Source organism: Candidatus Chryseopegocella kryptomonas (genome assembly GCF_001536065.1).
Taxonomy (GTDB): Bacteria; Bacteroidota; Ignavibacteria; order Kryptoniales; family Kryptoniaceae; genus Kryptonium; species Kryptonium kryptomonas.
Genome location: NZ_CZVW01000019.1, coordinates 1 through 24218 on the forward strand (window position 1 = coordinate 1; position 24218 = coordinate 24218).

Sequence of the window (24218 nt, forward strand, 5' to 3'; positions counted from 1 at the left end):
AACTCTCATAATCATCAACGATAAACCTATGTGCGCCCGATTTAAATTTTTCTGATGGGAAGATGCTCATTTTGTAATTTAAAACTTGTAGCCCTTTAATTTTCTCCCTGACATACGGGAAAGATGCGCCGATGAAATTTGCTATTTCATCGCTTGTGCTGAAACCAAGATTTGGTCTGAAGCCATCTTCAATTTCAACATAAGTTTGAAAAAGCAAACTTCCAATTCCACCCCAAATTAAAGCCGAGTTTTTCTCAACCCCCGCCCATTGGAGCGCTCTTCCAAATAAATCGGAGATAAGATAAGAAAAATACGCATGCCCGAATTTGTCCGCTTGCAAAACTTGATTGAAGTCATCTTTGAAATGAAACTTTGTTAATTCACCCTTCCACCATGAACTATATTGTTGAAGATGTGCGAGCGTTAAAATTCCAGCACCAGCCCCAAGGACGAGCCCAAGACGAAATGTGTTAACTTCGCTCGTGTCTCTATTTTGTGCAAATGAGAAATTTAAGAATAAAATTAAGACAAGCGTTTGATGTTGTATCTTTTGTTTTCGGTCTTTCATTTAATTTTTCAATGTTTATCTCCGTTTGATGCAATTTTTGATTTTAACTCCGAAATTTTTCGCTCAAGTTTTGAATTTAAATTTTCATCATTTGAACCCGAAATTATTTTTCTATATTCTGCGATTGCTTCGCCGTAAAGCCCAATTTTTTCAAGAGATGTCGCAACGAGAATTTTTAGATCAAGGTCATCTTTTAATTCACTGAACTTAAACATTAAATTTTTCGCCCTAATTGATGCTGTTTCGTAAAATCCATTTTCAAAAAGTGCTTTCACACCGCCGACCCAAAAATGTGTCAAGTTTTGTGCTTCTTTGATTTTTGGCTCTTTTTTACTTATTTCGCTTCCGTAAATTCCAGTTGATTTTGCGCTTTGTCTTTCGCTCTTAACATCAGGAATGTTTCTCATCTCTTCAAAAGCAAGTTGAAGCAAAAGTTCTTCCTTTGACAATCGTCTCAAATCTGAAATGTTAAGAATTATACCACCATTTGATTTAAAAATGCTGTTTCCCGTTTCTATCTCAATGTAAGCATCTTTCCAAAGTATCACTGTATCATCTGGGCGAAGTGTGTCCCCAGATGTAAGTTTTTGCCAGTTTTCTTTTGCTCCGTGCCTTACTTGTGCATCTCCTTTTAATTTTTTCACTTTGTAAATTTGTCCCTGTGCGTTTGATATAAGAAGTGCGAAAGATAACAAAGCAATTAAAATTTTCCATCTCATTTTGAAACCTCAATTTTATTTTTGAATTAAAATTATCCTCGCTTTCCCCTTCGCATAACCGAGATTGACCTCAAAGTCATTGAAAAATTCATCTGCTCCTATTTCCCACGCCTTTTCAAATCCATCACGAACAAGCGTCGTCTCAATCGGAATCCAAACTGTTTCAAGACCGTGTTTATTTTTTAAGACAACATATTTTTTCTCGTTTTCCGTGATCAAATTCGCAAATTTTGGCTCAATTCCCGAATCAAAGAGAATATAAACATGCGATTCATCGCTTTTTCTCATCGCTTTTACATCAACGAAGGCAACATCAATTCCAACCGAACCAAGAAGCGAAGCATACAAAACCACAAGATCATCGCAATCCCCAGTGTGAAGTTTCAATGTCTCATCTGGATATTGAACTTTGTCAATGCTCAAACTCGGATCGCTTACATAAATTATCTGCTTTGAAAGTTCATCAAACAAAAATTTCGCTTGATAGAATTTTTTCAAAATTGGCTCAACCTTTTCAATTGTATCTTTTTTCTCCCATATAACTTTTCTTGCGAATGATGTTATCTCGGGTGAATCAAATTTGACAAAAAATATCAGGTCTTCAACCTTGCCATTCCAATCGTTTTTCCCACGCAATGAAATTTTAAATTTCTTAACTTCATCTGGAATTTGTTTTGTCGCTATGATTTTTAACTTAATATCAACTTTTGAACGCTCGGGGTTTTCAAATTTTCCCGCACCGGGCGAAACTAAAATCGCAATTCTTTTCGTCTCACCGGGCTTGATTGAAAACTCATCCGGCTCTGCTTCAATGTCAATGTAAGAGGAAAGTTCAAAATCAACCTTTGCATTTATTTTTTTTCGTGAGATGTTTTCAACCTCAATGTAGCCAATTTTTCTTTTTTCAAATTGTCCAATCAAATGCGGGAAGATTTCATCTTCAATTTCCACTTCTTTTATCCTCAAACTTTTCTCATACCATCCCGCTCCATCAATTGACACAGACAAACTCAATCTATCTTTTATGAACGGATTAAACTCAACATCTTTTATAGGGTTTTGTGCGAATTCGTCTTGTGTTAATTTGTTGTCGTTCCAGATTTTTGATAGGTTTTTAAAATAGGCGATGTCAAATTGAAACATTCCCGTTTTAAATCCAGCGCCGATTGAAAATGTGCTGAAATTTTTTAGGTTTGTGTAAAAGCCAGACCTTAAAAATAAATTTTCAACTGGAACAAATTCAAAACCAGTAAGTAATTCCGTCTGACTTGAGATTTCAAAACCAAGTTTAAAATTTTCAGTTTTAAGTCCGCTTGAAAGTTTAACCTTTGGCTCGTTTTTAAGTTTGTATTCTTTAAACTCGTTCGGGATTTCATCGTTTAGTTTCATATCAAAATTTTCAAATGAAACTCCAAGAGTTAATTTTTTGTCTATCTCGTAGAGCAACGCAAGTTTTGTCCTCAAAATTGCAGATTTATATTCCAGCGTTCCAATTGATATGTGAGGAAGCGAATCAGTTGGTTGGATATTGTATCTTGTTTCCGAAAATGTTTGATTTATGTAATTTGATGAAATTCCAATTTTTAGTTTATCGTTTAATCTCAAAGCCCACCCGAGCCCATAATTTGATGAAAAATCAATCTTTTTGTCAAATTCCACATTCAAGATCAAATCACCACTTTTTATCGTAATGTTTGACGGAAAGAGGAGTTCAATTTTTGAACCCGGAGAATACATAAATGCGACGCTTTGATTTTCAGAGATTCGTTTTGCTATTCCGAAAGACAACATTTTTGTTCCCGCATTTGATTGATAATAACCTGTAAGACCTATGTTCCAATCGTAGATTTTTGTCAATCCAGCCGGGTTAAGCACGAATGAAAGCGCAGAATTTGTGAAAACAGAGAACCCGGACATTGCAGTCGCCTGTGGCGATGTTAAGTTCTGTGCCAAAATTTTGACCAGATTGAACGCTGTTAAAAACACCAAAAGGCGCAGTTTCATCGCAAATCCATCTTAAAATAAAGTGTTGATGTTACAAGTCCAGAAACTTTAAATGGATAATTTGGTATGCTTATGAAACTTTTTCTACTTTGAACTATGCTTAAAACGAGATAACTTTTCCTGTATTCGGGCGGAATCAGGTTCAGTGTGTTTGCATCAATGTTAATTTTTGAGCCAAATTGATTTTTTATTTTTAAAATCATCACCGGTTTAAAAATTGTCTCGCCATTGATTTCAAAAGGTGCGTTTATGAGTATGCTCAATGAGTCTGTTTTCGTTTTGAATTTAATTTTTAAGCTCTTCCCATCGTATTCAGGTGAGCCGTCAATCTCGTTTTTATTCGGGGTGTCAAGTTCAAAGTTTCTTTCAATTCCTGATTTATCCACGATTTTAAATTTGTGTTTTGATGAATGTTTGAAGTCAAAATTTTTTATTTTGATTCTGTATTCAAATCCATAGCTTGTATCCGCTCGTCCGTGGTGTCCCATTGGATTTCTCATTTTTCTGAAATCTTTTTCAAATTTTATGTTTTCAAGATAAACATCCCCAATGTCAATTCCCTTTCTTTCCTGCCATCGCCCCATGTTGATAGGTGGTGAATTCAGATCACGAAACACAGCGTAAGCTAAAGTCGTGTCAAAGCGATTTCCGAATTCATCTATAAATTGAGAATAACTTAACACGACAAGACCGGGCGAGTTCATCATCTCCGAATTTAAAATCCCGGTTTGAACTGGCGTTAAAAAATCAATTATTGATTCAGTTTCATCAAGATAGACAACTTCTGTTTGCTGTTTTTCTTCATCTGTAGGAGTTATGATGAGAGAGTTTTTACCGCAACCGTTGAAAATTACAATCAAAGCCAGAATTATGTGGAGAAACTTTCTCATTTCTCAATTTGATTTTTTCTCTTGGTTAAAATTAAGTTTTGTGTTTTAAAAGAGCAAAAGCCCGGGGAAACCCCGGGCTTTGGGGTGACTGCGCCTTCAACGTTCAATCTGGTCTTCCATCGCGATTTCTATCTTTGCCACCGCGTGATTTACCCTTCAAAGAAAGAACAATGTTTGATATTATCTTGCCCTGATCTCCTGGGACCGACGGATCAAGCAATCTTCCAGTTTGCGGATCAATAAACCATGATGTCAAATCAAAAACCAAAACATAAGGAATGTTTCTGTCCGATTCTGTAATCGTGAAATCACCTTTGATCTTAAATTCTGTGTTAACTCTTCCCGTTGAGAATACAAAATCTTTCCACGCTCCATCTTGATAAATTTTTCCTTTGACATAAATGCTTTTGCCAAGGAATGAATCTGGTATAGCTGGATTTCTCTGTAAATCATACGGGACGAGAGCGTGAACCTTGAACTTTATCCCATTATAATTCCCCGGTGGCAAGCTATCAACTGCAATCGGTGTCGGCTCGTTATTTCGCAATGTCACGAGAAATGGTCCTTTAAATCTTATCACAGGATCATCATCCATCATTTTTAACTTTCGCTGATACATATTCATATCGTGGTCATCCCAAAGAGAATCTTCTTTAACAGTGTCAATGTTTTGCTTGAACTGAATCCAACGCAGGACAATTATAGCATAATCAATTTTGATTGAATCAATTGCGAATGTCTTGGCAAATGTGATTCCTCCAGCTGTTTCACCTTTTAAAGCGAGTTCAACCGGGACGAGATTTTCCGATGGTTCTGTTCCCTTTGTGCAACCGTTGATTAAAATTGCAATTGAAACCAAGCCGAGCAAAATTACTTTTTTAAGCATTGCTTTTTCCAATTTTTGTTTTTGATGTTTCACCAATAATTTAATTCAACATTCGTGCCACTTTTTAAAACTCCAAAAATGATTGTTTTACAATGCAAAATTTAAGTTCAAAATGCTGGAATTTTCCCCTAATTTGCTGGGTTTTGATTTTTACCATCATTTATTTATTCACCACATTTCGACTTTATTTCCCCGTTTTGAAATTTTCGTGCGAATTCTTCAAGATAAAAGTGATACCTTGCTGGAAGATTTTTGTATTTTGATTTGATGAATGATTTTAAGTCGTTAATTTGATGGCGTTTGAGATTTTCAATCAGGTTTTGGATGTAATCATTCATCTTTTTCCTAACTTTTTCTGCGGATTCTTCATCGCTTCCTGCAATTTTCAAAACTGCTCTATCAATGTCAAAGTTGCATTCATATAAACTTCTAAAACAAATTCCACGCAAATACTCTGCAACCGTTCCCCGATGTAATCCAAAGTTCATCTGCGGTTTCAGAGATTGAACTATGTGAAAAGTTTTTTTCACGAAGCAAATTTAAAATCTGCTCCTCAATGTCAATTTTCCCACGAATTGATGTTGTAATTTCGTCTGGCAGGTCTTTTAACTGGATTAAATTTCTTCCATCGGATTTCGCAAAAATTATCGCTCTTTTTATCGCACTTTCAAGTTGTCTGATGTTTCCAGGCCATTCGTAATTTAAAAATGCTGTCATAACTGCTTGCGACACTTTCATATTGCTTGCGTTAAACTTTTCCAAAAAATGCTGGACAAGAGCGGATATATCTTCCTTTCTTTCCCTCAAAGGCGGAATATGTATGCGAACGACATTCAATCTATAATAAAGGTCTTCTCTGAACTTTCCTTCATTCACCGCTTTATCAATATCACGATTCGTCGCTGCGATTACTCTCACATCAACTTTTAAAATTTCTGTTCCACCGATCCTGTTGAATTCACCCGATTGTAAAATTCTTAAAATTTTTGTCTGGAATGATTCGCTTGTATCTGCTATTTCATCAAGGAAAATTGTTCCGCCGTCTGCTACTTCAAAAATTCCTTTCTTTCTTTGTGTTGCACCCGTGAATGCACCTTTTTCATAGCCGAATAATTCACTTTCAAGAAGTGTTTCAGGAATTGCCGAACAATTTATCGGGATAAATTTTTTGTTTCTTCTTTCGCTTAATTTATGAATTGCCATTGCGACAAGTTCTTTACCAACGCCGTTTTCACCTGTTATCAAAACAGGCACATCCGAAGATGCGACTTTTTTATGAGTGAAACAATTCCTTCCATTTTACTGCCCTTCGCATAAATAATGCCTTCAAAATTTTCATATTTTTCATCTTCGGTTGAAAATTCGGATAAATCGTCAATCCTTTCGCTTAACTCTTTCATTTCATCGTAAATTTTTTCAAGATTTGAAATCACTTTCGTCGCATCATCAACCGCTTTCAATTTTTCAATTTCGCTTTGTAGTTCTGCGATTTTGTTTTCTTTTTCCTTTATTATCTCTTCAATTTGCTGTCTTTCTTTTTCAATCTGAATTGCCTTTCTGCGTTCAAGTTCAAAAACATAAACAATTCCGAGAAATGATGAAATTAGCACGGACAGAAACGGATACACTGAAATTGAAAATCCAACGATAAATAAAACAATTGTCAAAACGAAAAGAAAGATAAAAAAGATGAGTGGAATTGCGAAAATTTTTAATGGAGTTGAAAATCTCTGATTTGAAATTATGTAAAGCAGTAAAAATGTTAAGACAAGCGATAGAAGAAAGTTGAAAATTGGGCTTGTTTCTGTTAAAAATTTGTTTTGAATTATCGTGTTAAGTGCCATTATATGGATTCCAGTTGAAGGGAACTTTTCCTCAAATGGTGTTTCAACCACTTGACCGAGAATTTCGCTGTAAATTCCAACGAAGACGATTTTATCTTTGAAACTTTGCAAGTTAATTTCTGTTTTTTCGCCATTTTTAAAAGCATCATAAGATTTGACGAAATCAACAAAAGAATACATTTTCATTGAACCTGTGCCACCGCTATAGTTTATCAGCAATTTTCCATCTTTCGCAGGTATTTTCTTATTGCCAAGAAAAATTTCATCGTTTGAAAATTTTATCTCATTTCGTTTGACATTGTAATAGACCCTTGCAAGTTCAAGCGAAAGCGAAGGGACAAATTTATTTTTTCCTGTTGAAATGATAAGCGGAATTTGATATGGGAAATCCTTTGAGATATAATTTAAATGTCCTATTCCAGCACATGCGTCAAGAAGTTCATCAAAGGGTGCAGAAAAATCAGAGCCGTTTAAAATTTTCGTTTCGTTCGTTGCGGATGTAATTAAAAATCTATCGGGCAAATTTGAAGATGTGTTTATCATCTCTTTTTCAATTTTTGCAAAAGCCCCACCGAAATAAACTCTTCCAGATTTTTTCGTGATCTCAACAAGAAGACGATCTCTTTCTGGATATTCAAGATTTTTCTCGGTTAAAAGTATATCAAAAGCGATTGCTTTGACATTTAACTGCGTGAGTATGTCAATTAAAAGTGCGTAATAAGTTCGTTTCAATGGGTAACCACCAAGAGAGAATATGGCAGGGTCGTCAATGTAAATGAAAACGATTGACGAATCAACTTCGCTTTGACCACGGATTTTGAATTTTATCTGATAAAAAAGCGAATTAAGTTTTTCTGCTGGTGTGAATTTTGAGATTTCAAGCACAGATACAACCAACGAAATTAGAAGTGCGGTAATGATTATTTGTCTTGTTCGTTTCATTTTCAAAGGGAAAAATTGTTAAATCTTGTGAATAATTTAAGGAATGTATTTATGTTTTTCAATTCGCTTCCATCGTAGGGCGTCTTTGTTTATTAACATTTTTTTCGTTAAATTTAAAGCAAAATAAAAACTTTTGTGTTGAAAAATTAAAAAATTCAACGAGGAGTTTATTTAATGGCTCAATCCCTTAATATCCTTTTCCTCTCCAGCGAGGTTGTTCCATTTGCCAAAACAGGCGGGCTTGCGGATGTATCTTTCGCACTTCCACAGGCGATAAAAGAACTCGGACATGAGATAAGAGTTATGATGCCAAAATATGGTTTCATAAGCGAGCGTAAGTTTGGAATTCACGAGATAATTCGCCTGCGTGAGATGGATATACCCGTTGGAGATAAACTTCAAAAGGGGAGTGCAAAAGCATCATTTATCGTTGGGCAAAAAATAAAAGTTCAAATTTATTTCCTTGAAAATGATTTTTATTACAATCGGGATGGACTTTATGTTGATTCAAAAACGAAAACTGATTATCCAGACAACGACGAAAGATTTATCTTTTTCTGTAAAGGGGTGATTGAGACATTGAAAAAACTCGGCTGGCGTCCCGACATAATTCATTGCAATGATTGGCAAACTGCTTTAGTTCCAGTTTATCTTAAAACTATTTACAAAGATGACCCATTTTTAAGCGGGATTAAAACCGTTTTGACAATACATAACATTGGGTATCAGGGGGTATTTCCGAAAGAATCATTTTTAAAATCTGGATTGCCAGATGAAATTTTTTCGCAAATTTCTCACAATGGAAATTTCAACTTTTTAAAAGCAGGAATTTTATATGCGGATGTGATAACAACAGTTAGCCCGACATATGCAAAAGAGATTATGACAAGCGATGAATATGGTGCGGGTCTTTCGGCAACTTTGAAGAAAAGAAAAAAAGATGTTTATGGAATTTTAAACGGAGTTGATTACTCCGTATGGAGTCCAGAAAATGATAAATTTATCCCTGTTCCGTATAACATTCAGACGATTGAAAGCAAGTATGAGAATAAGAAGGCACTTTTGAAATACTTTGGTCTGACATACGATGAGAACATTCCTGTTGTGGCTCAAATTTCACGGCTTGCGGAACAAAAAGGATTTGATTTAATTGCGGAGATAATTGATGAGATGATGAAACTTGACATTCAATACATTGTTCTCGGCACAGGCGAGCCAAGATATGAAGAGATGCTTGAAAGGGTCAAGAAAAAATATCCGAAGAAAGTCGGTGTTCATATTGGATTCAGTGAGGAACTTGCGCATTTGATTGAAGCAGGTGCTGATATATTTCTCATGCCGTCAAGATATGAACCGTGTGGATTAAATCAAATGTATAGTTTGAGATATGGGACAGTTCCAGTTGTGAGAAAAACGGGCGGGCTTGCTGATACGGTTGAGGAATTTAATCCGAAAACGGGAAGAGGAACGGGTTTCTTATTTGAAAAGTATTCAGGAACGGATTTGTTGAAAGCGCTTAAGAAAGCGTTGAGCGTGTATAAGAATAAGAAAGCGTGGATTAAGTTGATGAAAAATGGAATGATGAAGGATTTTTCGTGGAATGCATCCGCTAAAAAATATGTTGAACTTTACGAAAAGTTGCTTACTCCACAAAAAAAGACACGAACTGCAAAAGTCAAATGAGCGGAAGTTCCGTTGCTATATTTCTTGATAGAGACGGGACAATAAATGAAGATGTAAATTTCCTGTCAAAGCCAGAGCAATTGATTTTGATAGACGGTTCTGCTGAAGCGATAAAGGAAGCAAATGAACTTGGTTTGAAAGTCATCGTCTTCACAAATCAAAGCGGTATTGCACGGGGTTATTTTACCGAAGATGACCTTCACAAGGTTCATAAACGACTTGATGAACTTCTTGCTCAAAAAGGTGCAAAGATTGACGCTTACTACTATTGCCCGCATCATCCAGTTGAAGGTAATGGCGAATATAAAGTTGAATGTGAATGCAGAAAGCCGAAAGATGGGATGTTACAGCGTGCTTCAAGAGAACAAAACATTGATTTGAAAAAATCATTTGTCATAGGAGACCGTTGCGTTGATGTTCAAGCGGGGAAAACCGCAGGAGCAACGACGATACTTGTTTTAACAGGTTATGGAAGAGATGAATATAAAAAGTGCAAGGATGAAAATTTTGAGCCAGATTTTGTCGCAGAAAATTTGAAGGAAGCAATTGAAATCGTAAAAAAATGTTTAATGGAGAGAAAAGAAAAATGAGAAAATCAATTGGATTAAATTTGAAATTTTTCTTTGTTTTAACTTTTACATTGCTGTTAATTTTTTTAAACGGTTGCAGTAAAGAGCCAAACGATGTTGGTTTCGGACTTCTGCCTGAAAATGAAATTTTCAATGTCAAAGTTTATGAGGACTCTGTTGAAGTTTATGCTGAAAACATTCAAAACTTCATCTCAAATTCATCATCAAACATTTTGTTCATCGGGAATTACGAAAATATATCTTGTGCTGTTTTAATTCGTTTTGACATTCCTGATACATTGAGAGATGTTAAGTTGAACTGGGCAAGGGTGAGGTTGTTTAAATCTGGGTCTTTCATCGGCGATAGCACAATCCCTGCTCATTTTACAGCGCATAAAGTTTTGTCAAATTATTACGATACGCTTTATGATTCAAGGGTTATTGGTGAATTTAACAATGTTCCTGATTCTGTTAATTATTTTCAGATTGATACATCAGTTGTGAGAGAGTGGCTTTTGGGGAAAAATTACGGGCTTTATCTTAAACCGCAAAACTACGGCGTAATCTGGGCTTTTAATTCGCTTGATGAAATGCTTTATACACCTGCGCTTGAAGTTGAAGTTCAAAAAAATGATGGACGCATTGACACAGTTAGATTTTTCTATGGAAGCGATGGATACATCGCAAAAGCAACAGGTGAAGTTGATACAAATTATATCGTTCTTCAATCTGGTGTTGGGTTGAGAAGCATTTTGAAATTTGATGTCTCAAAAGTTCCAAAAAATATAATTGTAAATCGTGCGGAGATTTCACTTTATTTGAAAGAGAAAGTAAAATATGGGACGGCAGGGGTTGATTCATTGATTGGAAGTTTCATAACAGATTCAGAACTTTTGAAAAAATCTTTGGGTGGTTTGGAAGGAAATTATCTCGGTTTGAGAAATCCGCTTGACACGCTTGAATATATAATCCCAGTTACAACGCCAGTTCAACGCTGGGTAAATGGTGAAGGGAATAAAGGGATTCTTTTGAGATGTTATAATGAGCAGGATAATTTTGACCGTTATGTGTTTTACTTCAAAGACAGGCGACCGAAATTGAAAATTTACTACACAACAAAACCGGGAATTTAAAAGAAATGAGAGCGTTAAAAGTATTAACACTTTTGATTTTTTGTTTTGCTTTTTCTTATTCCAGTGGTTCAATTTATTCAAGGTTTGGGCTTGGGGTGATAAAATTTTCAAATGTTGATAAAACAGCCGGACTTGGTGGAATTGGAATTGCCTTGTTTGATCCGATATACATCAATAGATACAATCCGGCTTTATGGAGCGAACTTGCAAGAGTCAGAATTTCAGGAGGTTATCTTTACGAGGGGACATCAACGCAGGATAAATTTAAAAATACTTTTTTGACGAGCGGAAATTTTGACGGCGTTATGTTTGCAATGCCGATGTGGAAAAAATATGGTTTGACATTTGCAACTGGTTTAATCCCATTTAGCAGAGTTAATTACGATGTTAAGAAAGATTCTGTCGTTGAAAATAGGTATTTTTCGCAGTCATACAAGGGCAATGGCGGAATTTCAAATTTTGTTTTTGGATTTTCTTTCAGACCATTTAACAAATTGAGCGTTGGAATAAGAGGTGAGTATTATTTCGGGACGATAACTAATTCGTGGAGCACAGATTTTGGAGCTTCGGAATTTTTTATATCAAGCGTAAAAAGAGAGAGAAACTACGGCGGATTTGGTTTTACGATCGGGATTGCTTATGGTCTCGGTGTAAGGAAAAATTCTTTGACGCTTGGTTTCGTTTTCTCATCGCCTGTTAAGTTAAAAGGAGTTTCAACAATTGAATACACACAACCAATTTTGACGCAGTCGCTTGTTTCAGAGATGAACAATTTTGACGCATATCTTCCATATAGGGCTGGATTTGGTTTGAGTTATTTTGTAACGGATAGAATTCAATTTTCAGGCGATGTTTATTATCAAAATTGGAGCAAGTTCAAGATAAATGGGGAACATCCGAGTGAGATAACGGATGCAGTAAGAGTGGGTGCTGGGGTTGAAATTTTGCCTTCAAGAGAAATAGTTGCTGGATTTTTCCAGAAAACATCTTACAGGTTTGGAATTTTTTACAACAAAACATATTTTAAAGTAGAAAACAAACAGATAAATGAATTGTTCTTTGCTGTTGGATTTGGTTTTCCTGTAAGTTTTGATACGAGGTTAAATTTAGCAATTGAATATGGTTTGAGAGGTGATGTTGAAATTGTGAGAGACAGAATTTTGAGAATTTCACTTGGTGTCAACACAGGAGAAATTTGGTTTGTAAAACAAAAGCTTGAGGATTAAAAATGAAAAAAGTAATTTTGGCTTTATTTTTTATTTCAGGTTTAGTTTTTTCGCAGGGGACACAGCAGGATTCAATTGAAGTTTTGAAAAACTGGTCTTTGTTTTATGAGTATTTCAGAACTGGAGATTACAACAGTGCAGTTCCGTATGGATGGCTTGTAATGAAGATGCAGCCGACAAGATTTAAGACGCTTTATAAAGCGATGGAAAAAATTTATTTGAAGTATTACGAAGAAGCTCCTCAAGATAAAAAGACAGCTTATGCGGACACGCTTTTGATAATTTATGACAATGCGATAAAGTATCATCCTGAAAATGCGTCGGAGTATTATCTTCGCAAGGGATATGTCCTTGAAAATTATTACACGGGCAGAGATACGGAAGCAATCGCTGCGTATGAGAAAGGTATTGAACTTGATTTTGAGCATACGGAGTTTTACTACATAGACCGACTTGGGGTTTTGTATATAAAGAATATGGAGCAACATCCAGAATATAAAGACAAAGCAATTGAACTTTATCGCAGGGTTTTGGATAAAGACCCACAGAATGTCACTGCAAATGACAGGTTGAGAGCTCTTGTTAAGGATGTAACCGAGTTAATTGAGCTTAACAAAAAACGGCTTGAAACAGACCCAGAAAATACAGAACTTATCTGGACAATCGCAAATCTTTACATTCGTGCTGAAGATTACAAGAACGCAATTCCATATCTTGAAAAACTTACAAAGAAATTCCCTGATAACGATGTATACTGGAATCGTTTGGGATACTGCTATCAAAGAACAGGTGAATATAAGAAAGCCATTGATGCGTATAGTCGTTCTTTGAAGATAAATCCAGATGCGAAGGAGATAATACTTAACATAGCGGTTTGCTATCGTGAGCTTGATAATTTTGAGCAGGCAAGAACTTGGGCAAGAAGAGCGATGGCAAAAGATAAGAACTGGGGGAAGACCTTATATTGAGATAGCTCAAATTTATGAAGCAGCTGTTGCAAAATGTGTCCGAACAACAAAAGGTGGTGACTGGACGAAGCTTGATTTCACGGATAAACTTGTGTATCAGCTTGCGGTTGAATATTACGAGCTTGCGAAGAAGATTGACCCAAGCGTTGCGAATGAAGCGAATCAAAGAATCAAAAATCTTGAAACCCTTGTCCCGACGCAGGAAGATTATTTCTTCAATAAGCGAAAGATAAAGGAAGGGAAAATCCCGATAACTGGCGGTTGTTATGACTGGATCGGTGAGAGCATAACTGTGCCGTATAAAATTTAACTTTTATCCCCTAACCCCCTCTCTTTGAATGGAGAGGGGGAAATTTATTTAAAAATTTATGTGTCAATTTTTATGAAAATTGCGGTTGCAAGTGATCATGCTGGATTTGAATATAAAGAAAGATTGAAAGAATTGCTCAAAGAGCTGGGGCATGAAGTTGTTGATTTTGGCTGTTTTTCCCCTGACTCAAGCGATTATCCCGACTTTGCTTATCCAGCTGCAAAAGCAGTTGGAGAAGGTGAATGTGAAAGAGGAATTTTTATCTGTGGAACTGGAATCGGCGTGTCAATAGTTGCAAACAAAGTCAAAGGTGTAAGAGCAGCAAATTGTTGCTCTGTTGAAGAAGCAAAGCTTTCAAGACAACATAACAATGCGAATGTTTTAACATTTGGAGCTCGTTTAATCTCATTTGAACTTGCAAAGGAAATTGTTAAGGTTTTTCTTGAAACTGAATTTGAAGGTGGAAGGCACGAAAGAAGGGTTGAAAAAATACATAAATTGACGGGACTTTAATTTTTATTTTTCTCAACAAGTTTAACGAAAGCATCAAAAACCGCATCAACACTTAACTCACGCATACATTTATTCCCTATTGGACATTCTGTTAAGTTGCAAGCAATACATTCAAGGTCTTCCTTTCTTATCCAGAGATGTTTTTCGCCATACGGACCTTGTGCATATGGGTTCGTTGGACCGTAAATTCCAAGCGTTGGTGTCTCAACTGCTGTTGCTATGTGCATTGGACCTGAATCATTGCTTATCATAAAAGAACAGCGTTTCAAAATTGAAGCAAGTTGCTTTAAATTTGTTTTCGGTGGCAAAATTGGTTTTGTTTTCATCATTGAGGAAATTTTTTTTGCATCTTCAAGTTCGTTTTTGTTTCCCCACAAAATTAAAATTTTTGCATTGAACTTTTCTGAAATTTTATCGCCAAGTTGAGCAAATTTATCAAGCCCCCATCTTTTCGTCTCCCATGTTCCGCTCGGGTTTAAAGCGACGACGATCTTTTCATTTAAATTGTTTTCACGCCAGAATTTTTCAGCAAATTTCTCAGATTCATCGGAAAGCGGAATGTAGATTTTTTTATCCACAATCTCAAGTCCGATTGCTCTCAAAGCATCAAGGTTAAATTCAACATTGTGATGAACTTCCAAGCGCGGTTTTAATTTGATGTTGTAGGCATAACTTCTTCCACGAAAAGCGTAGCCGACGCGAAATTTTGCTCCCGTTATAAAAGTAATCAAAGCAGATCTCGGGTTGCAGAATAGATCAATCACAAGATTATATTTTCGTTTTCGCAGGTTTAAAAATTTTTTCGGATTATTGTTCTCTCTTTCAAAAATTATGAGTTCATCAACGAAAGGATTTCCTTCAATGATTTCTTTTGACGGTGGCTCGGTTAGGAAGTCAATTTTTGCATTTGGAAAATTATGGCGTAAATTTTTTATGACAGGAGTTGAAAGAAGAACATCGCCGATCGCACGAAGTTTGACGACGAGAACTTTTTCAATTTTTTCGTTTCGTAAATTCAGCAATCTTTTGAGTGCATTTGTTTTTTGAAAAGTTAAGAATCCGAAGAAACTAATCCAAAAAAACATCGTCAAAAACTTTTGAAAAGTTTTGCGAACCTTGTTCAAAATTTAAAAACAAACAAGGTAAAGCCCCATGCTCAAACGTATCTTCAACTTTACACTCCTTTTAATTATCTTAACATCTTTTTTACTTGCTCAAAACGAATCACGTCTTTTCAGATTCCCAGCAATTTACGATTCACAAATTGTCTTCACTTATGCTGGTGATCTTTACACGGTTTCAGCAAATGGTGGCGTAGCCCGAAAACTCACAAGCCACAACGGTTATGAGATGTTCCCAAGGTTTTCCCCTGATGGAAAGTATATTGCATTTACGGCTCAATATGATGGAAACACGGAAGTTTATGTAATGCCAGCCGAAGGTGGCGTTCCAAAGAGATTGACTTATACCGCGACGCTTGAAAGAGACGATGTATCTGACAGAATGGGTCCGAATAACATAGTTATGGGCTGGACCCCTGATGGCAAATATATAATTTTCCGCTCAAGGATGAGAAGCTGGAACGCTTTTCAAGGAAAACTTTACAAAGTTGGGCTTGATGGTGATATTCCCGAAGAATTACCTCTGCCGAGGGGTGGTTTTTGCTCGTTTTCACCTGATGGAAAAAAGCTTGCTTACAATCGTGTATTTCGTGAGTTTAGAACTTGGAAAAGATACAGAGGTGGAATGGCTGATGATATCTGGATTTATGATTTTGAGACAAAGAAAACGGAAAACATAACAAATAATCCCGCATCAGATATCATCCCAATGTGGTATGGGGATAAAATTTATTTCCTCTCCGATAGGGACGAGAACAAGAGAATGAATCTTTATGTGTATGATCTTAAAACGAAACAGACGAGAAAGCTTACAAACTTTAAAGATTATGACATCAAATTCCCGTCAATTGGTAAAAATGCGATTGTTTTTGAGTATGCGGGATACATTTACAAGTTTGATTTGAAAACTGAAAAAGTTGAGAAAGTTCCGATCATAATTGCTGATGATATGGTGACAGGTCGTGGCGGTATAATCAAAGTTGCTGACTTTATAACTGATTATGATATTTCGCCCGATGGAAAAAGAGCATTGTTTGTTGCGCGTGGCGATATATTCACTGTTCCAGCAAAAGAGGGACAAACGAGAAATCTAACTCAGACATCAGGAGTTCACGAACGCGATGCTGTTTGGTCGCCAGATGGAAAATATATTGCTTTTATTTCGGATAAAACGGGAGAAGACGAAATTTATATCATACCGCAGGATGGAAGCGCAGAACCAATTCAAATAACATCAGGAGAAGATACATACAAATATCAACTTGTCTGGTCACCGGATGGAAAGAAAATTATGTGGTCGGATAGAAAATTAAGGTTGAGATATGTTGATATTCAGACGAAGAAAATTAAAGATGTCGCAAAGTCAAATGTCTGGGAAATAAGACAGTATTCGTGGTCTCCAGATGGGAAATGGATAGCTTATGTTAAGCCAGAGGAAGAGGGACTTTCAAAAATTTATCTTTATTCGGTTGAAAAGGACGAATCTTATGAGGTCACGGATGGATGGTATGCTTCTTATTATCCAATTTTTAGTTCCGATGGTAAGTATTTGATTTTTGTTTCGGATAGAGATTTTAATCCAATTTACGGGAGGACGGAGTTTAATCATGTTTATCAAGATATGGCGAGGATTTATTTGATAACGCTTTCAAAATCTGTTGAATCGCCATTTAAGCCACAAAGCGATGAGGTTAGCGTGAGTGAGGAAAAAACAGAACCACCCAAAGATGTAAAGGAATCAACAGATGCAAAAGCACAAAAACCTGCGCAAGAGAAAAAGCAAGTAAATGTTGTGATTGACCTTGATGGAATAAAAGATAGAATTGTTGGTTTGCCTATAACTCCGTCAAATTATACACGCATAGGCTATGCTGATGGTAAAGTTTATTACATAAGAAGGGGATTGAAAGATGAGAAACCGATGCTTTATATGTATGATTTGAAAGAGAAGAAAGAAACAGAGCTTGGGCAGTTTAATGACTTTATCATATCCTTTGACGGGAAAAAGATGCTTGTCGTGAGGGAGAAAACTTATGCAATTATTGATCTTCCAAAAGCGAAGATAGATTTGAAAGAAACATTAAATCTTGCGGGTCTTGAGGTCAATCTTGACAGAAAAGCAGAGTGGAAGCAAATTTTTGATGAATGTTGGAGACAAATGCGCGAGTTTTTCTATGATCCGAACCTTCACGGGGTTGATTGGGCTGAGGTGAAGAAAAAGTACGAAGTTTTGCTTCCTTATGTAAATCATCGTGCGGATTTGACTTACATAATTGGAGAGATGATAGGTGAGCTAAACGCTGGACATACTTATGTTGGTGGTGGAGACCTGCCGAAGATTGAGAAAACGCAGGTTGGTTTGCTTGGTGCTGAACTTGAGAGAGATAAAAAATCAGGCTATTACAGAATAAAGAAAATCTTGAAAGGTGAAAATTGGGATAAAAATCTTCGTTCGCCTTTGACAGAGCTTGGTGTAAATGTAAAAGAAGGTGATTACATTCTTGCGGTGAATGGAAAATCTGTTAAGGAAGTTAACAATATATACGAATTGCTTGTAAACACGGTCGGGAAACAGGTTAAACTTCGTGTCAATTCACAGCCGAAAGAGGAAGGAAGCAGAGAGGTGACGGTTGTCCCAATAGGTGATGAAACGCGGCTTTATTACTACAATTGGGTTCAAAACAACATTGAAAAAGTTAACAAAGCCACAAACGGTCAAGTCGGCTATATTCACATCCCCGATATGGGAGTTATGGGATTAAATGAATTTGTCAAGCATTTTTATCCGCAACTTAATAAGAAGGCATTGATAATTGATGTCAGAGGGAATGGCGGTGGGAATGTTTCGCCGATGATAATTGAAAGGTTGAGAAGAGAAATTGCAATGGTAAGCATTTCAAGATATACAATTCCAACGCCAAACCCAAGAGATATGCATCTTGGACCGAAAATCTGCATAATTGATGAATTTTCTGCTTCTGATGGAGATATTTTCCCGTATAGATTTAAAAAGTATGGGCTTGGAAAACTTGTCGGAAAAAGAACATGGGGCGGTGTAATAGGAATAAGAGGAACGCTTCCGCTTGTTGATGGAGGTTATTTAAACAAACCAGAGTTTGCAGTTTATGGCGCAGAAGGAGAGGGCTGGATTATTGAAGGTTATGGCGTTGAACCAGATGTCTATGTTGATAACGATCCAGCCAAAGAATATGCTGGCATAGATGAGCAATTGAATAAAGCAATTGAGTTGATACTTGAAGAATTGAAGACAAAGGAAAAGAAACTCCCGCCTGTCCCACCATATCCGAAGAAGTAAGAAAATCAAGGGCGAGCTTTAGCTCGCCCTTTTCGTTTAATTGGGGTTAATCTTCAAATAAAATTTGACAATTTTGTCTGAATTTGCTATATTTTTAATGCATTAAAAACAAATCGGAGCTTTATCATGAGGACTGCATTTAAATTATCAACACTCCTTATTTTCCCCGCCTTGGTGGTTATCTCGCTTGTTATCTTTTATCCCCGGGCAAGTAAAGCAATTAACAATTCTGAGGAATGTTTGAATTGTCATGTTTCAAAAGGGATAACCGCAAGCGCTATAAGAGATTGGAAGTTGAGCAAGCATTTTGAAGCTGGCGTTGCTTGTGCAGATTGTCATATTCCGGTGAAGGAAGCGGTAAAGGAAATACACGAGTCGAAAAGCAATTGTGAAGATAAAAGGGTGAGACGACTTGTCTCTCCAAGAAATTGTGCACAATGTCATGAGGATAAAGTCAATGAATTTGAGCGTGGCAAACACGCCCTTGCATGGGTTGCGATGATGGCGATGCCTACAACGAAGGATCAACCGAGCGTCTTGATAGAGGGAGAAAAGGGATGCGGTGGTTGCCACAGAATCGGTCGTGATGAAGGTAAATGCGACGCCTGTCATACAAGACACAGGTTTTCAACAATTGAAGCTCGCAAGCCCGAAGCTTGCATGACATGCCATATGGGCTTTGATCATCCGCAGTGGGAGATGTGGAGCACTTCAAAACACGGGACAATTTACTTTACAGAAGGGAAAAACTGGGACTTCAGCAAACCATTGAAAGATTGGTATAAAGAACCATACAAAGCCGATCCTTCAACTCCACGAGCTCCAGTCTGTCAAACTTGCCATATGCCCAACGGTGATCACGGTGTAAAAACAGCGTGGGGATTTCTTGCTTTAAGAGTTGCTGAAAAAGACCCAGAATGGGCAAAGTTAAGAAATACAATAATGAGAGGTCTTGGAGTGCTTGATGAAAAAGGTAATTTCACTGAAAGAGTCAAAATCGTTGAAGCAGGTAAAGTTGTAAGATTGACAGCTGAAGAATGGCAAGCTGAGAGAGATAGAATGTTAAAAGTTTGTTCGCAATGTCATAGCCCAAGTTATGCAAAAGAGCAACTTGACAAAGCGGATGAAGTTATAAAAGAATCGGATAAATTAATGGCTGAAGCAATTGAAATCGTTGAATCACTTTACAAAGATGGAATTATTGAAAGACCAAAAGATTATCCTCTTCACACTGATCTGTTGAGATTTTATGAAGTTCGTCATCCGATTGAGCAAAAACTTTATGTTATGTTCCTTGAACATAGAATGAGAAGTTTTCAGGGTGCATTTCATATGAATCCGGACTATCAGCATTGGTATGGATGGGCGGAGATGAAGCGAGACCTTGCTGAGATAAAGCACGAAGCCGAAATGTTAAGGAAACAGTTTGCGCAGGCAAAGCAAAAGAAGAAATAAATTTTAATCTTTGAGTTTAGTTCAGCCCCGGTTTTTGCCGGGGCTTTTTTGTTTTTGGATTTTTGATGTTTATATTTTTCAAAAAAAATTTTTGCAAAAAATGAAGACGAAAAAATCAAATAAATCTGCAAATGTCAGATTTTTAAAGTTTGATGATTACAGGTGGAGCGGAGTTGAAGTTAAAAAATATAAAGATGAAAACAACACTTGGCTTGATGTTTGCAGGCAAGTGATAGCGGGAAAGTATGGTGAGAAAACAAAATTTCATTTGAGATATTTTGAAATTGCGCCCGGTGGTTATTCAACGCTTGAAAAACACAAGCACGAGCATGTCGTTATATGTGTCCGCGGTAAGGGGAAAGCAATCGCTGGAGATGAAGTTTATGAGATGAATTTTATGGATGTGCTTTATATTGGCTCAAATGTTGTTCATCAATTTGTGAATGATTCAAATGAGCCATTTGGTTTTTTCTGCATCGTTGATGCTAAAAGGGATAAGCCGAAATTGCTTACAAAGAAAGAAATTCTTGAACTGTTAAAAAATGAAAAGTTAAGCAAATTCATTCGCGTTCCTGAAACATATCCGACATTGAAACAAGCAACTTAAATTTTTTCTTTCCGCTCAAAGTTTTAAATTTTATTTGAAAGACAAAACAAAGATAAAATCACGCCAAATGCAAAAACTCAAATTAAAAAAGAAATTCAACGAACTTAAACCTGAGGAACTTCGCTGGGAGTGTCCACTGGAGCAACTTCAATTTGAGACGACACAGGATGTTGAACCTCTTGAAGATATAATTGGGCAGGAGAGGGCTTTAAAAGCGTTGAAACTTGGGACAGAACTTTTTGCTCCCGGATATAACATTTTCGTTTGTGGTTTAACTGGCACTGGGAGAATGACGACGATAAAGCATATTTTGAAGCAAATTTCTCCCAAAGCACCGCAAGCGCCGGATAGATGTTATGTTTATAATTTCAAAAACCCGGATGAACCACGGCTTCTTGAATTTCCACGCGGACAAGCGATAATGTTCAAGCGAAATATGGAAGCGATGATTTTTTATTTGAAGCAAAAAATTCCAAGAACGCTTGAAGATGAAAAATACATTGAAGCTAAAAACAAAATCATTGAGAAATACCAGCGTAAGGAACAGGAATTGTTCAGAGAATTTCAAAAAAGGGTAGAAAAGGAGAGATTTGCGATTATAAATATGCAAGTTGAAAATGTTGTCAAGCCGAGCATTGTCCCGATAGTTGAGGGAAAACCCATCCCGATAGAACAATTAGTAAATCTTGCGAAGGCGGGAAAAATTTCGGAAGAGGAAGTTAAAGAGATTGAGCAAAAATATCTTGAACTTCAAGCACAGATGCAGGAGATCTTCAAGAAAGAAATGATCCTTGCGAGGGAGCTTTCAAGGGAACTTGAAGAACTTGAGCGCGAAGCTGTTAAGTCAATAGTTGATGGCATAATTGATGAGATAAAAGAGCAATTTCAAATTCCAAAGGTTCACGAATATCTTGACGAGGTTAGAAAACACATCTTGAATAATCTTAACATTTTCAAAGCAACTCAGGAACAGGCGAAGCCACCATTTCCATTTTTTGAACAACGTGAAGATGTTGACCCATTTCTTCCATATCGTGTAAATGTAATTCTTGATAATTCCGAGCAAGAGGGTGTCCCTGTGATAATTGAAACAACGCCGACATTTTCAAATATATTTGGGACAATAGAAAAGGTTTATGATTCGCGTGGCTTTTGGAGAACTGATTTCACAAAGATAAAAGCGGGTTCAATTTTAAAAGCAGACGGTGGTTATCTCGTTTTAAACGCAAGAGATGCCCTGAGTGAACCAGGCGTTTGGAAAGCTTTAAAAAGAACCTTGATTTATAGAAAACTTGAAATTCAGCCGATAGATGTTTTCTTCCAGATTAGCTCAATTTCTTTGAAACCTGAGCCAATTGAGATAAACACAAAAGTTATAATGCTCGGTGATCCGGAAATTTACTATTTGCTTTACGAGTATGATGAGGACTTTCAGAAAATTTTCAAGATCAAGGCAGATTTTGATTTTGAAATGGGTCTTGATAACGAAGCGATAGTTCAATATGCAAGATTTATTCGCAAAATCTGTCGCGATGAAAATTTAAAACCATTTGACAAATCAGCGATCGCAAGGGTGATTGAATTTGCAGTAAGGCAGGCTGGAAGAAGGGACAAAATTACGACGAAATTTAGTGTGATTGCGGATTTAATCCGCGAGGCAAATTATTGGGCTGGGGTTGATGGAAGCGAATATGTTAAGTCGGAACATGTCAAAAGGGCAATTGAGGAAAGTTTTGAGAGAAGGAAGATGATTGAGGATAAAATTAAAGAGTTGATCGCAAAAGGAATTATACTTGTTGATGTAACTGGTGAAAGAGTCGGTCAAGTTAACGGATTAACAATTTATGAAATGGGGGATTACAGGTTTGGAAGACCAGTGAGGATCACTGCAAGCGTTTCAATGGGTAGAGCTGGGATAATTAACATTGAGCGTGAATCAAATTTAAGTGGACGAATTCACGATAAGGGAGTTTTAATTCTTGCAGGTTACCTTAGGGAAAAATATGCGCAGGATAAACCTTTAACTTTATCAGCGAGCATTTGCTTTGAGCAATCTTATTCTGGCATTGATGGTGATAGCGCATCTTCAACTGAGCTTTACGCTTTGCTTTCAGCTCTTTCTGGTTTGCCGATAAAGCAGGGGATTGCTGTCACCGGTTCTGTTAATCAAAAAGGAGATATACAGCCAATTGGTGGTGTAAATGAGAAGATAGAAGGATTTTTTGATGTCTGCAAAGCCAAGGGCTTAACAGGTGAGCAAGGCGTCATAATACCGAAAAAAAATGTTGAAGATTTGATGTTGAGAGATGATGTTGTTGAAGCTGTTAAAAAGGGGATGTTTCACATTTATCCAGTTGAAACGATAGACGAAGGGATTGAGATTTTAACAGGTGTAAAAGCGGGGAGACGGCTTAAAAATGGAGAATTTGAGCCTGGGACTGTAAATTATCTGGTTGATAAAAGATTAAGAGAGATTTCAAAAGGTCTTAAGAAATTTACAGGTGATTAATCAGTCCATCCGCTCATTTCGGACGCAAGCGCAACAAGCTCTTCCATAGTTATGGAAGATGGGTCAAGTTTTTCAAGCGATTTCTTCATTTGCTTAAATAGTTCATCATAGGCAATTGTCGCGGTTCTCTTACGCTTTATCGGGTTAACTTTTGAGACGACCGCTTGTTTCAAGAATGGATGATTTATTCCTCTTTCTCTCAAGCTCTGAACAATTGGCTCAATGACATCATCAACTTCTTTTAAAAGTTCTGCCCTTTTCTCCCTTTCGCTTAATGCTTCTGGCAGTGGAGCATCAATGAAATTGTCAACTTTTTTAAGTATCGGAACATAAGCGGAGCCACTGAACTTAACATATTTTTCGTAAATTAACCCAAGCGTTATAAAGTATGCCTCTTCAAACTGGAAAGCGTAATCCATTTCTGAAATTTTTCCATCTGTTTCAAGCAAGCCTCTGTACATCCTTATTACTTCAAGTGCCTTTTCTTTAAGATTATGTGCTTTTTCTGTGTTAAGCGAGAGAATGTGGAAAGCAACAGACATATCAGGAATAACGATAGCGGGAATTTCACTTGCACCTAGTTGTAAGAGAGCTTCACGCCTGTGGTTTCCATTTGGAGTCCAGTATTCTCCGTCTGAATATCTTACAGCAACTATCGGGTCAATGAATCTTTTTACTTGTTCAATCACTTCTTGAAGTCGTTTAACATGTGATGATGATAGGTCTCTTTGGAAAGGTGTTGGTTTAACTTTTTCAAGTGGAAGTATTGCAAAAATTTGCCAGTTTTTTCCAAATGGTTCTTGATAGATTGTTAAAACTTTGCCACCGTCATTTTCAATGTGGTTTGCGAGGGTTTTAACATCATTCGGGAGTTCAGCGTCGGCTGGATATATTTTCCATTTTGTTCTCGGCATATCCATTTTATAGATTTTGTTTTTTAATTAAGATAATTTTG

21 protein-coding genes are annotated in these 24218 nt (G+C 36.7%); 11 read left to right on the forward strand and 10 right to left on the reverse strand.

The window, feature by feature from the left end; all coding sequences use genetic code 11:
- The 8 genes from AWW83_RS07800 to AWW83_RS07835 all read right to left on the reverse strand — a co-directional run.
- Positions 1-568, reverse strand: a 568-nt coding sequence (locus AWW83_RS07800; protein ID WP_143713932.1) for a DUF2279 domain-containing protein, incomplete at its 3' end; no start/stop codon positions are given.
- 8 nt (positions 569-576) lie between these two features.
- Positions 577-1287, reverse strand: coding sequence for a hypothetical protein (locus tag AWW83_RS07805; protein ID WP_092350604.1), 711 nt, complete (start codon positions 1285-1287; stop codon positions 577-579).
- 15 nt (positions 1288-1302) lie between these two features.
- Positions 1303-3240 (reverse strand): transglutaminase domain-containing protein, encoded by a 1938-nt coding sequence (locus AWW83_RS07810; RefSeq protein ID WP_092350606.1) that lies wholly within the window; start codon positions 3238-3240, stop codon positions 1303-1305.
- A gap of 47 nt (positions 3241-3287) precedes the next feature.
- Positions 3288-4181, reverse strand: coding sequence for a hypothetical protein (locus tag AWW83_RS07815; protein WP_092350608.1), 894 nt, complete (start codon positions 4179-4181; stop codon positions 3288-3290).
- Between the two features lie 103 nt (positions 4182-4284).
- On the reverse strand, positions 4285-5067 hold the full coding sequence (locus tag AWW83_RS07820; RefSeq protein WP_143713933.1) for a hypothetical protein: 783 nt from the start codon (positions 5065-5067) through the stop codon (positions 4285-4287).
- A 164-nt stretch (positions 5068-5231) separates the two neighbouring features.
- Positions 5232-5555 carry a hypothetical protein gene (locus AWW83_RS07825; protein WP_092350612.1) on the reverse strand — a complete coding sequence of 108 codons (324 nt, stop codon included), beginning with the start codon at positions 5553-5555 and terminating at the stop codon, positions 5232-5234.
- Positions 5497-6321, reverse strand: coding sequence for a sigma-54 interaction domain-containing protein (locus AWW83_RS07830; RefSeq protein WP_092350614.1), 825 nt, complete (start codon positions 6319-6321; stop codon positions 5497-5499). The genes AWW83_RS07825 and AWW83_RS07830 overlap by 59 nt, the downstream gene beginning before the upstream one ends.
- On the reverse strand, positions 6309-7853 hold the full coding sequence (locus AWW83_RS07835; protein ID WP_092350616.1) for a CHASE2 domain-containing protein: 1545 nt from the start codon (positions 7851-7853) through the stop codon (positions 6309-6311). Before AWW83_RS07835 ends, AWW83_RS07830 begins: the two co-directional genes overlap by 13 nt.
- Positions 7854-8027: 174 nt before the next feature.
- On the opposite strand from AWW83_RS07835, the gene glgA reads away from it, so the two are divergent.
- From glgA to rpiB, 7 genes are all read left to right on the forward strand, one after another.
- Positions 8028-9536 carry a glycogen synthase GlgA gene (gene glgA, locus AWW83_RS07840; protein ID WP_092350618.1) on the forward strand — a complete coding sequence of 503 codons (1509 nt, stop codon included), beginning with the start codon at positions 8028-8030 and terminating at the stop codon, positions 9534-9536.
- Positions 9533-10126 carry a D-glycero-beta-D-manno-heptose 1,7-bisphosphate 7-phosphatase gene (gene gmhB / locus AWW83_RS07845; RefSeq protein WP_092350619.1) on the forward strand — a complete coding sequence of 198 codons (594 nt, stop codon included), beginning with the start codon at positions 9533-9535 and terminating at the stop codon, positions 10124-10126. The genes glgA and gmhB overlap by 4 nt, the downstream gene beginning before the upstream one ends.
- Positions 10123-11238, forward strand: coding sequence for a hypothetical protein (locus AWW83_RS07850; RefSeq protein ID WP_143713934.1), 1116 nt, complete (start codon positions 10123-10125; stop codon positions 11236-11238). The genes gmhB and AWW83_RS07850 overlap by 4 nt, the downstream gene beginning before the upstream one ends.
- Positions 11239-11243: 5 nt before the next feature.
- Positions 11244-12464: a BamG family beta-barrel-assembly machinery protein gene (locus AWW83_RS07855; RefSeq protein WP_092350623.1), complete on the forward strand. Its 1221-nt coding sequence runs from the start codon at positions 11244-11246 to the stop codon at positions 12462-12464.
- 2 nt (positions 12465-12466) lie between these two features.
- Positions 12467-13432, forward strand: coding sequence for a tetratricopeptide repeat protein (locus AWW83_RS07860; protein WP_092350624.1), 966 nt, complete (start codon positions 12467-12469; stop codon positions 13430-13432).
- Positions 13362-13742 (forward strand): hypothetical protein, encoded by a 381-nt coding sequence (locus tag AWW83_RS07865; protein ID WP_143713935.1) that lies wholly within the window; start codon positions 13362-13364, stop codon positions 13740-13742. The genes AWW83_RS07860 and AWW83_RS07865 overlap by 71 nt, the downstream gene beginning before the upstream one ends.
- Positions 13743-13814: 72 nt before the next feature.
- Positions 13815-14255 (forward strand): ribose 5-phosphate isomerase B, encoded by a 441-nt coding sequence (gene rpiB / locus AWW83_RS07870; protein ID WP_092350664.1) that lies wholly within the window; start codon positions 13815-13817, stop codon positions 14253-14255.
- On the opposite strand, the gene AWW83_RS07875 is transcribed toward rpiB, so the two are convergent.
- On the reverse strand, positions 14252-15277 hold the full coding sequence (locus tag AWW83_RS07875) for a glycosyltransferase family 9 protein (RefSeq protein WP_159421148.1): 1026 nt from the start codon (positions 15275-15277) through the stop codon (positions 14252-14254). The two genes, rpiB and AWW83_RS07875, sit on opposite strands and share 4 nt — an antisense overlap.
- A gap of 130 nt (positions 15278-15407) precedes the next feature.
- Between AWW83_RS07875 and AWW83_RS07880 the strand changes: the two genes are divergently transcribed.
- From AWW83_RS07880 to AWW83_RS07895, 4 genes are all read left to right on the forward strand, one after another.
- The gene (locus AWW83_RS07880; protein ID WP_092350630.1) at positions 15408-18692 is read left to right on the forward strand and encodes a S41 family peptidase; all 3285 of its coding nucleotides are present in this window, start codon (positions 15408-15410) and stop codon (positions 18690-18692) included.
- Positions 18693-18818: 126 nt separating this feature from the next.
- Positions 18819-20147 carry a multiheme c-type cytochrome gene (locus AWW83_RS07885; RefSeq protein WP_092350632.1) on the forward strand — a complete coding sequence of 443 codons (1329 nt, stop codon included), beginning with the start codon at positions 18819-18821 and terminating at the stop codon, positions 20145-20147.
- Positions 20148-20247: 100 nt separating this feature from the next.
- A complete protein-coding gene (locus AWW83_RS07890) occupies positions 20248-20754 on the forward strand; it encodes a cupin domain-containing protein (RefSeq protein ID WP_143713937.1) in 507 nt (168 codons plus the stop codon).
- 67 nt (positions 20755-20821) lie between these two features.
- Positions 20822-23263, forward strand: a complete 2442-nt coding sequence (locus AWW83_RS07895; protein WP_092350636.1) for a Lon protease family protein — start codon at positions 20822-20824, stop codon at positions 23261-23263.
- On the opposite strand, the gene AWW83_RS07900 is transcribed toward AWW83_RS07895, so the two are convergent.
- Positions 23260-24177 (reverse strand): ParB/RepB/Spo0J family partition protein, encoded by a 918-nt coding sequence (locus AWW83_RS07900; protein ID WP_159421149.1) that lies wholly within the window; start codon positions 24175-24177, stop codon positions 23260-23262. The two genes, AWW83_RS07895 and AWW83_RS07900, sit on opposite strands and share 4 nt — an antisense overlap.
- Positions 24178-24218 lie beyond the last annotated feature (41 nt).

Excerpts from the sequence above, each read along its gene's own strand:
- AWW83_RS07805 (WP_092350604.1), bottom strand. The coding sequence starts at position 1,287 with ATGAGATGGAAAATTTTAATTGCTTTGTTATCTTTCGCACTTCTTATA.
- AWW83_RS07815 (WP_092350608.1), bottom strand. The coding sequence starts at position 4,181 with ATGAGAAAGTTTCTCCACATAATTCTGGCTTTGATTGTAATTTTCAAC.
- AWW83_RS07820 (WP_143713933.1), bottom strand. The coding sequence starts at position 5,067 with ATGCTTAAAAAAGTAATTTTGCTCGGCTTGGTTTCAATTGCAATTTTA.
- AWW83_RS07825 (WP_092350612.1), bottom strand. The coding sequence starts at position 5,555 with ATGAACTTTGGATTACATCGGGGAACGGTTGCAGAGTATTTGCGTGGA.
- AWW83_RS07835 (WP_092350616.1), bottom strand. The coding sequence starts at position 7,853 with ATGAAACGAACAAGACAAATAATCATTACCGCACTTCTAATTTCGTTG.
- glgA (WP_092350618.1), top strand. The coding sequence starts at position 8,028 with ATGGCTCAATCCCTTAATATCCTTTTCCTCTCCAGCGAGGTTGTTCCA.
- gmhB (WP_092350619.1), top strand. The coding sequence starts at position 9,533 with ATGAGCGGAAGTTCCGTTGCTATATTTCTTGATAGAGACGGGACAATA.
- AWW83_RS07850 (WP_143713934.1), top strand. The coding sequence starts at position 10,123 with ATGAGAAAATCAATTGGATTAAATTTGAAATTTTTCTTTGTTTTAACT.
- AWW83_RS07855 (WP_092350623.1), top strand. The coding sequence starts at position 11,244 with ATGAGAGCGTTAAAAGTATTAACACTTTTGATTTTTTGTTTTGCTTTT.
- AWW83_RS07860 (WP_092350624.1), top strand. The coding sequence starts at position 12,467 with ATGAAAAAAGTAATTTTGGCTTTATTTTTTATTTCAGGTTTAGTTTTT.
- rpiB (WP_092350664.1), top strand. The coding sequence starts at position 13,815 with ATGAAAATTGCGGTTGCAAGTGATCATGCTGGATTTGAATATAAAGAA.
- AWW83_RS07880 (WP_092350630.1), top strand. The coding sequence starts at position 15,408 with ATGCTCAAACGTATCTTCAACTTTACACTCCTTTTAATTATCTTAACA.
- AWW83_RS07885 (WP_092350632.1), top strand. The coding sequence starts at position 18,819 with ATGAGGACTGCATTTAAATTATCAACACTCCTTATTTTCCCCGCCTTG.
- AWW83_RS07890 (WP_143713937.1), top strand. The coding sequence starts at position 20,248 with ATGAAGACGAAAAAATCAAATAAATCTGCAAATGTCAGATTTTTAAAG.
- AWW83_RS07895 (WP_092350636.1), top strand. The coding sequence starts at position 20,822 with ATGCAAAAACTCAAATTAAAAAAGAAATTCAACGAACTTAAACCTGAG.
- AWW83_RS07900 (WP_159421149.1), bottom strand. The coding sequence starts at position 24,177 with ATGCCGAGAACAAAATGGAAAATATATCCAGCCGACGCTGAACTCCCG.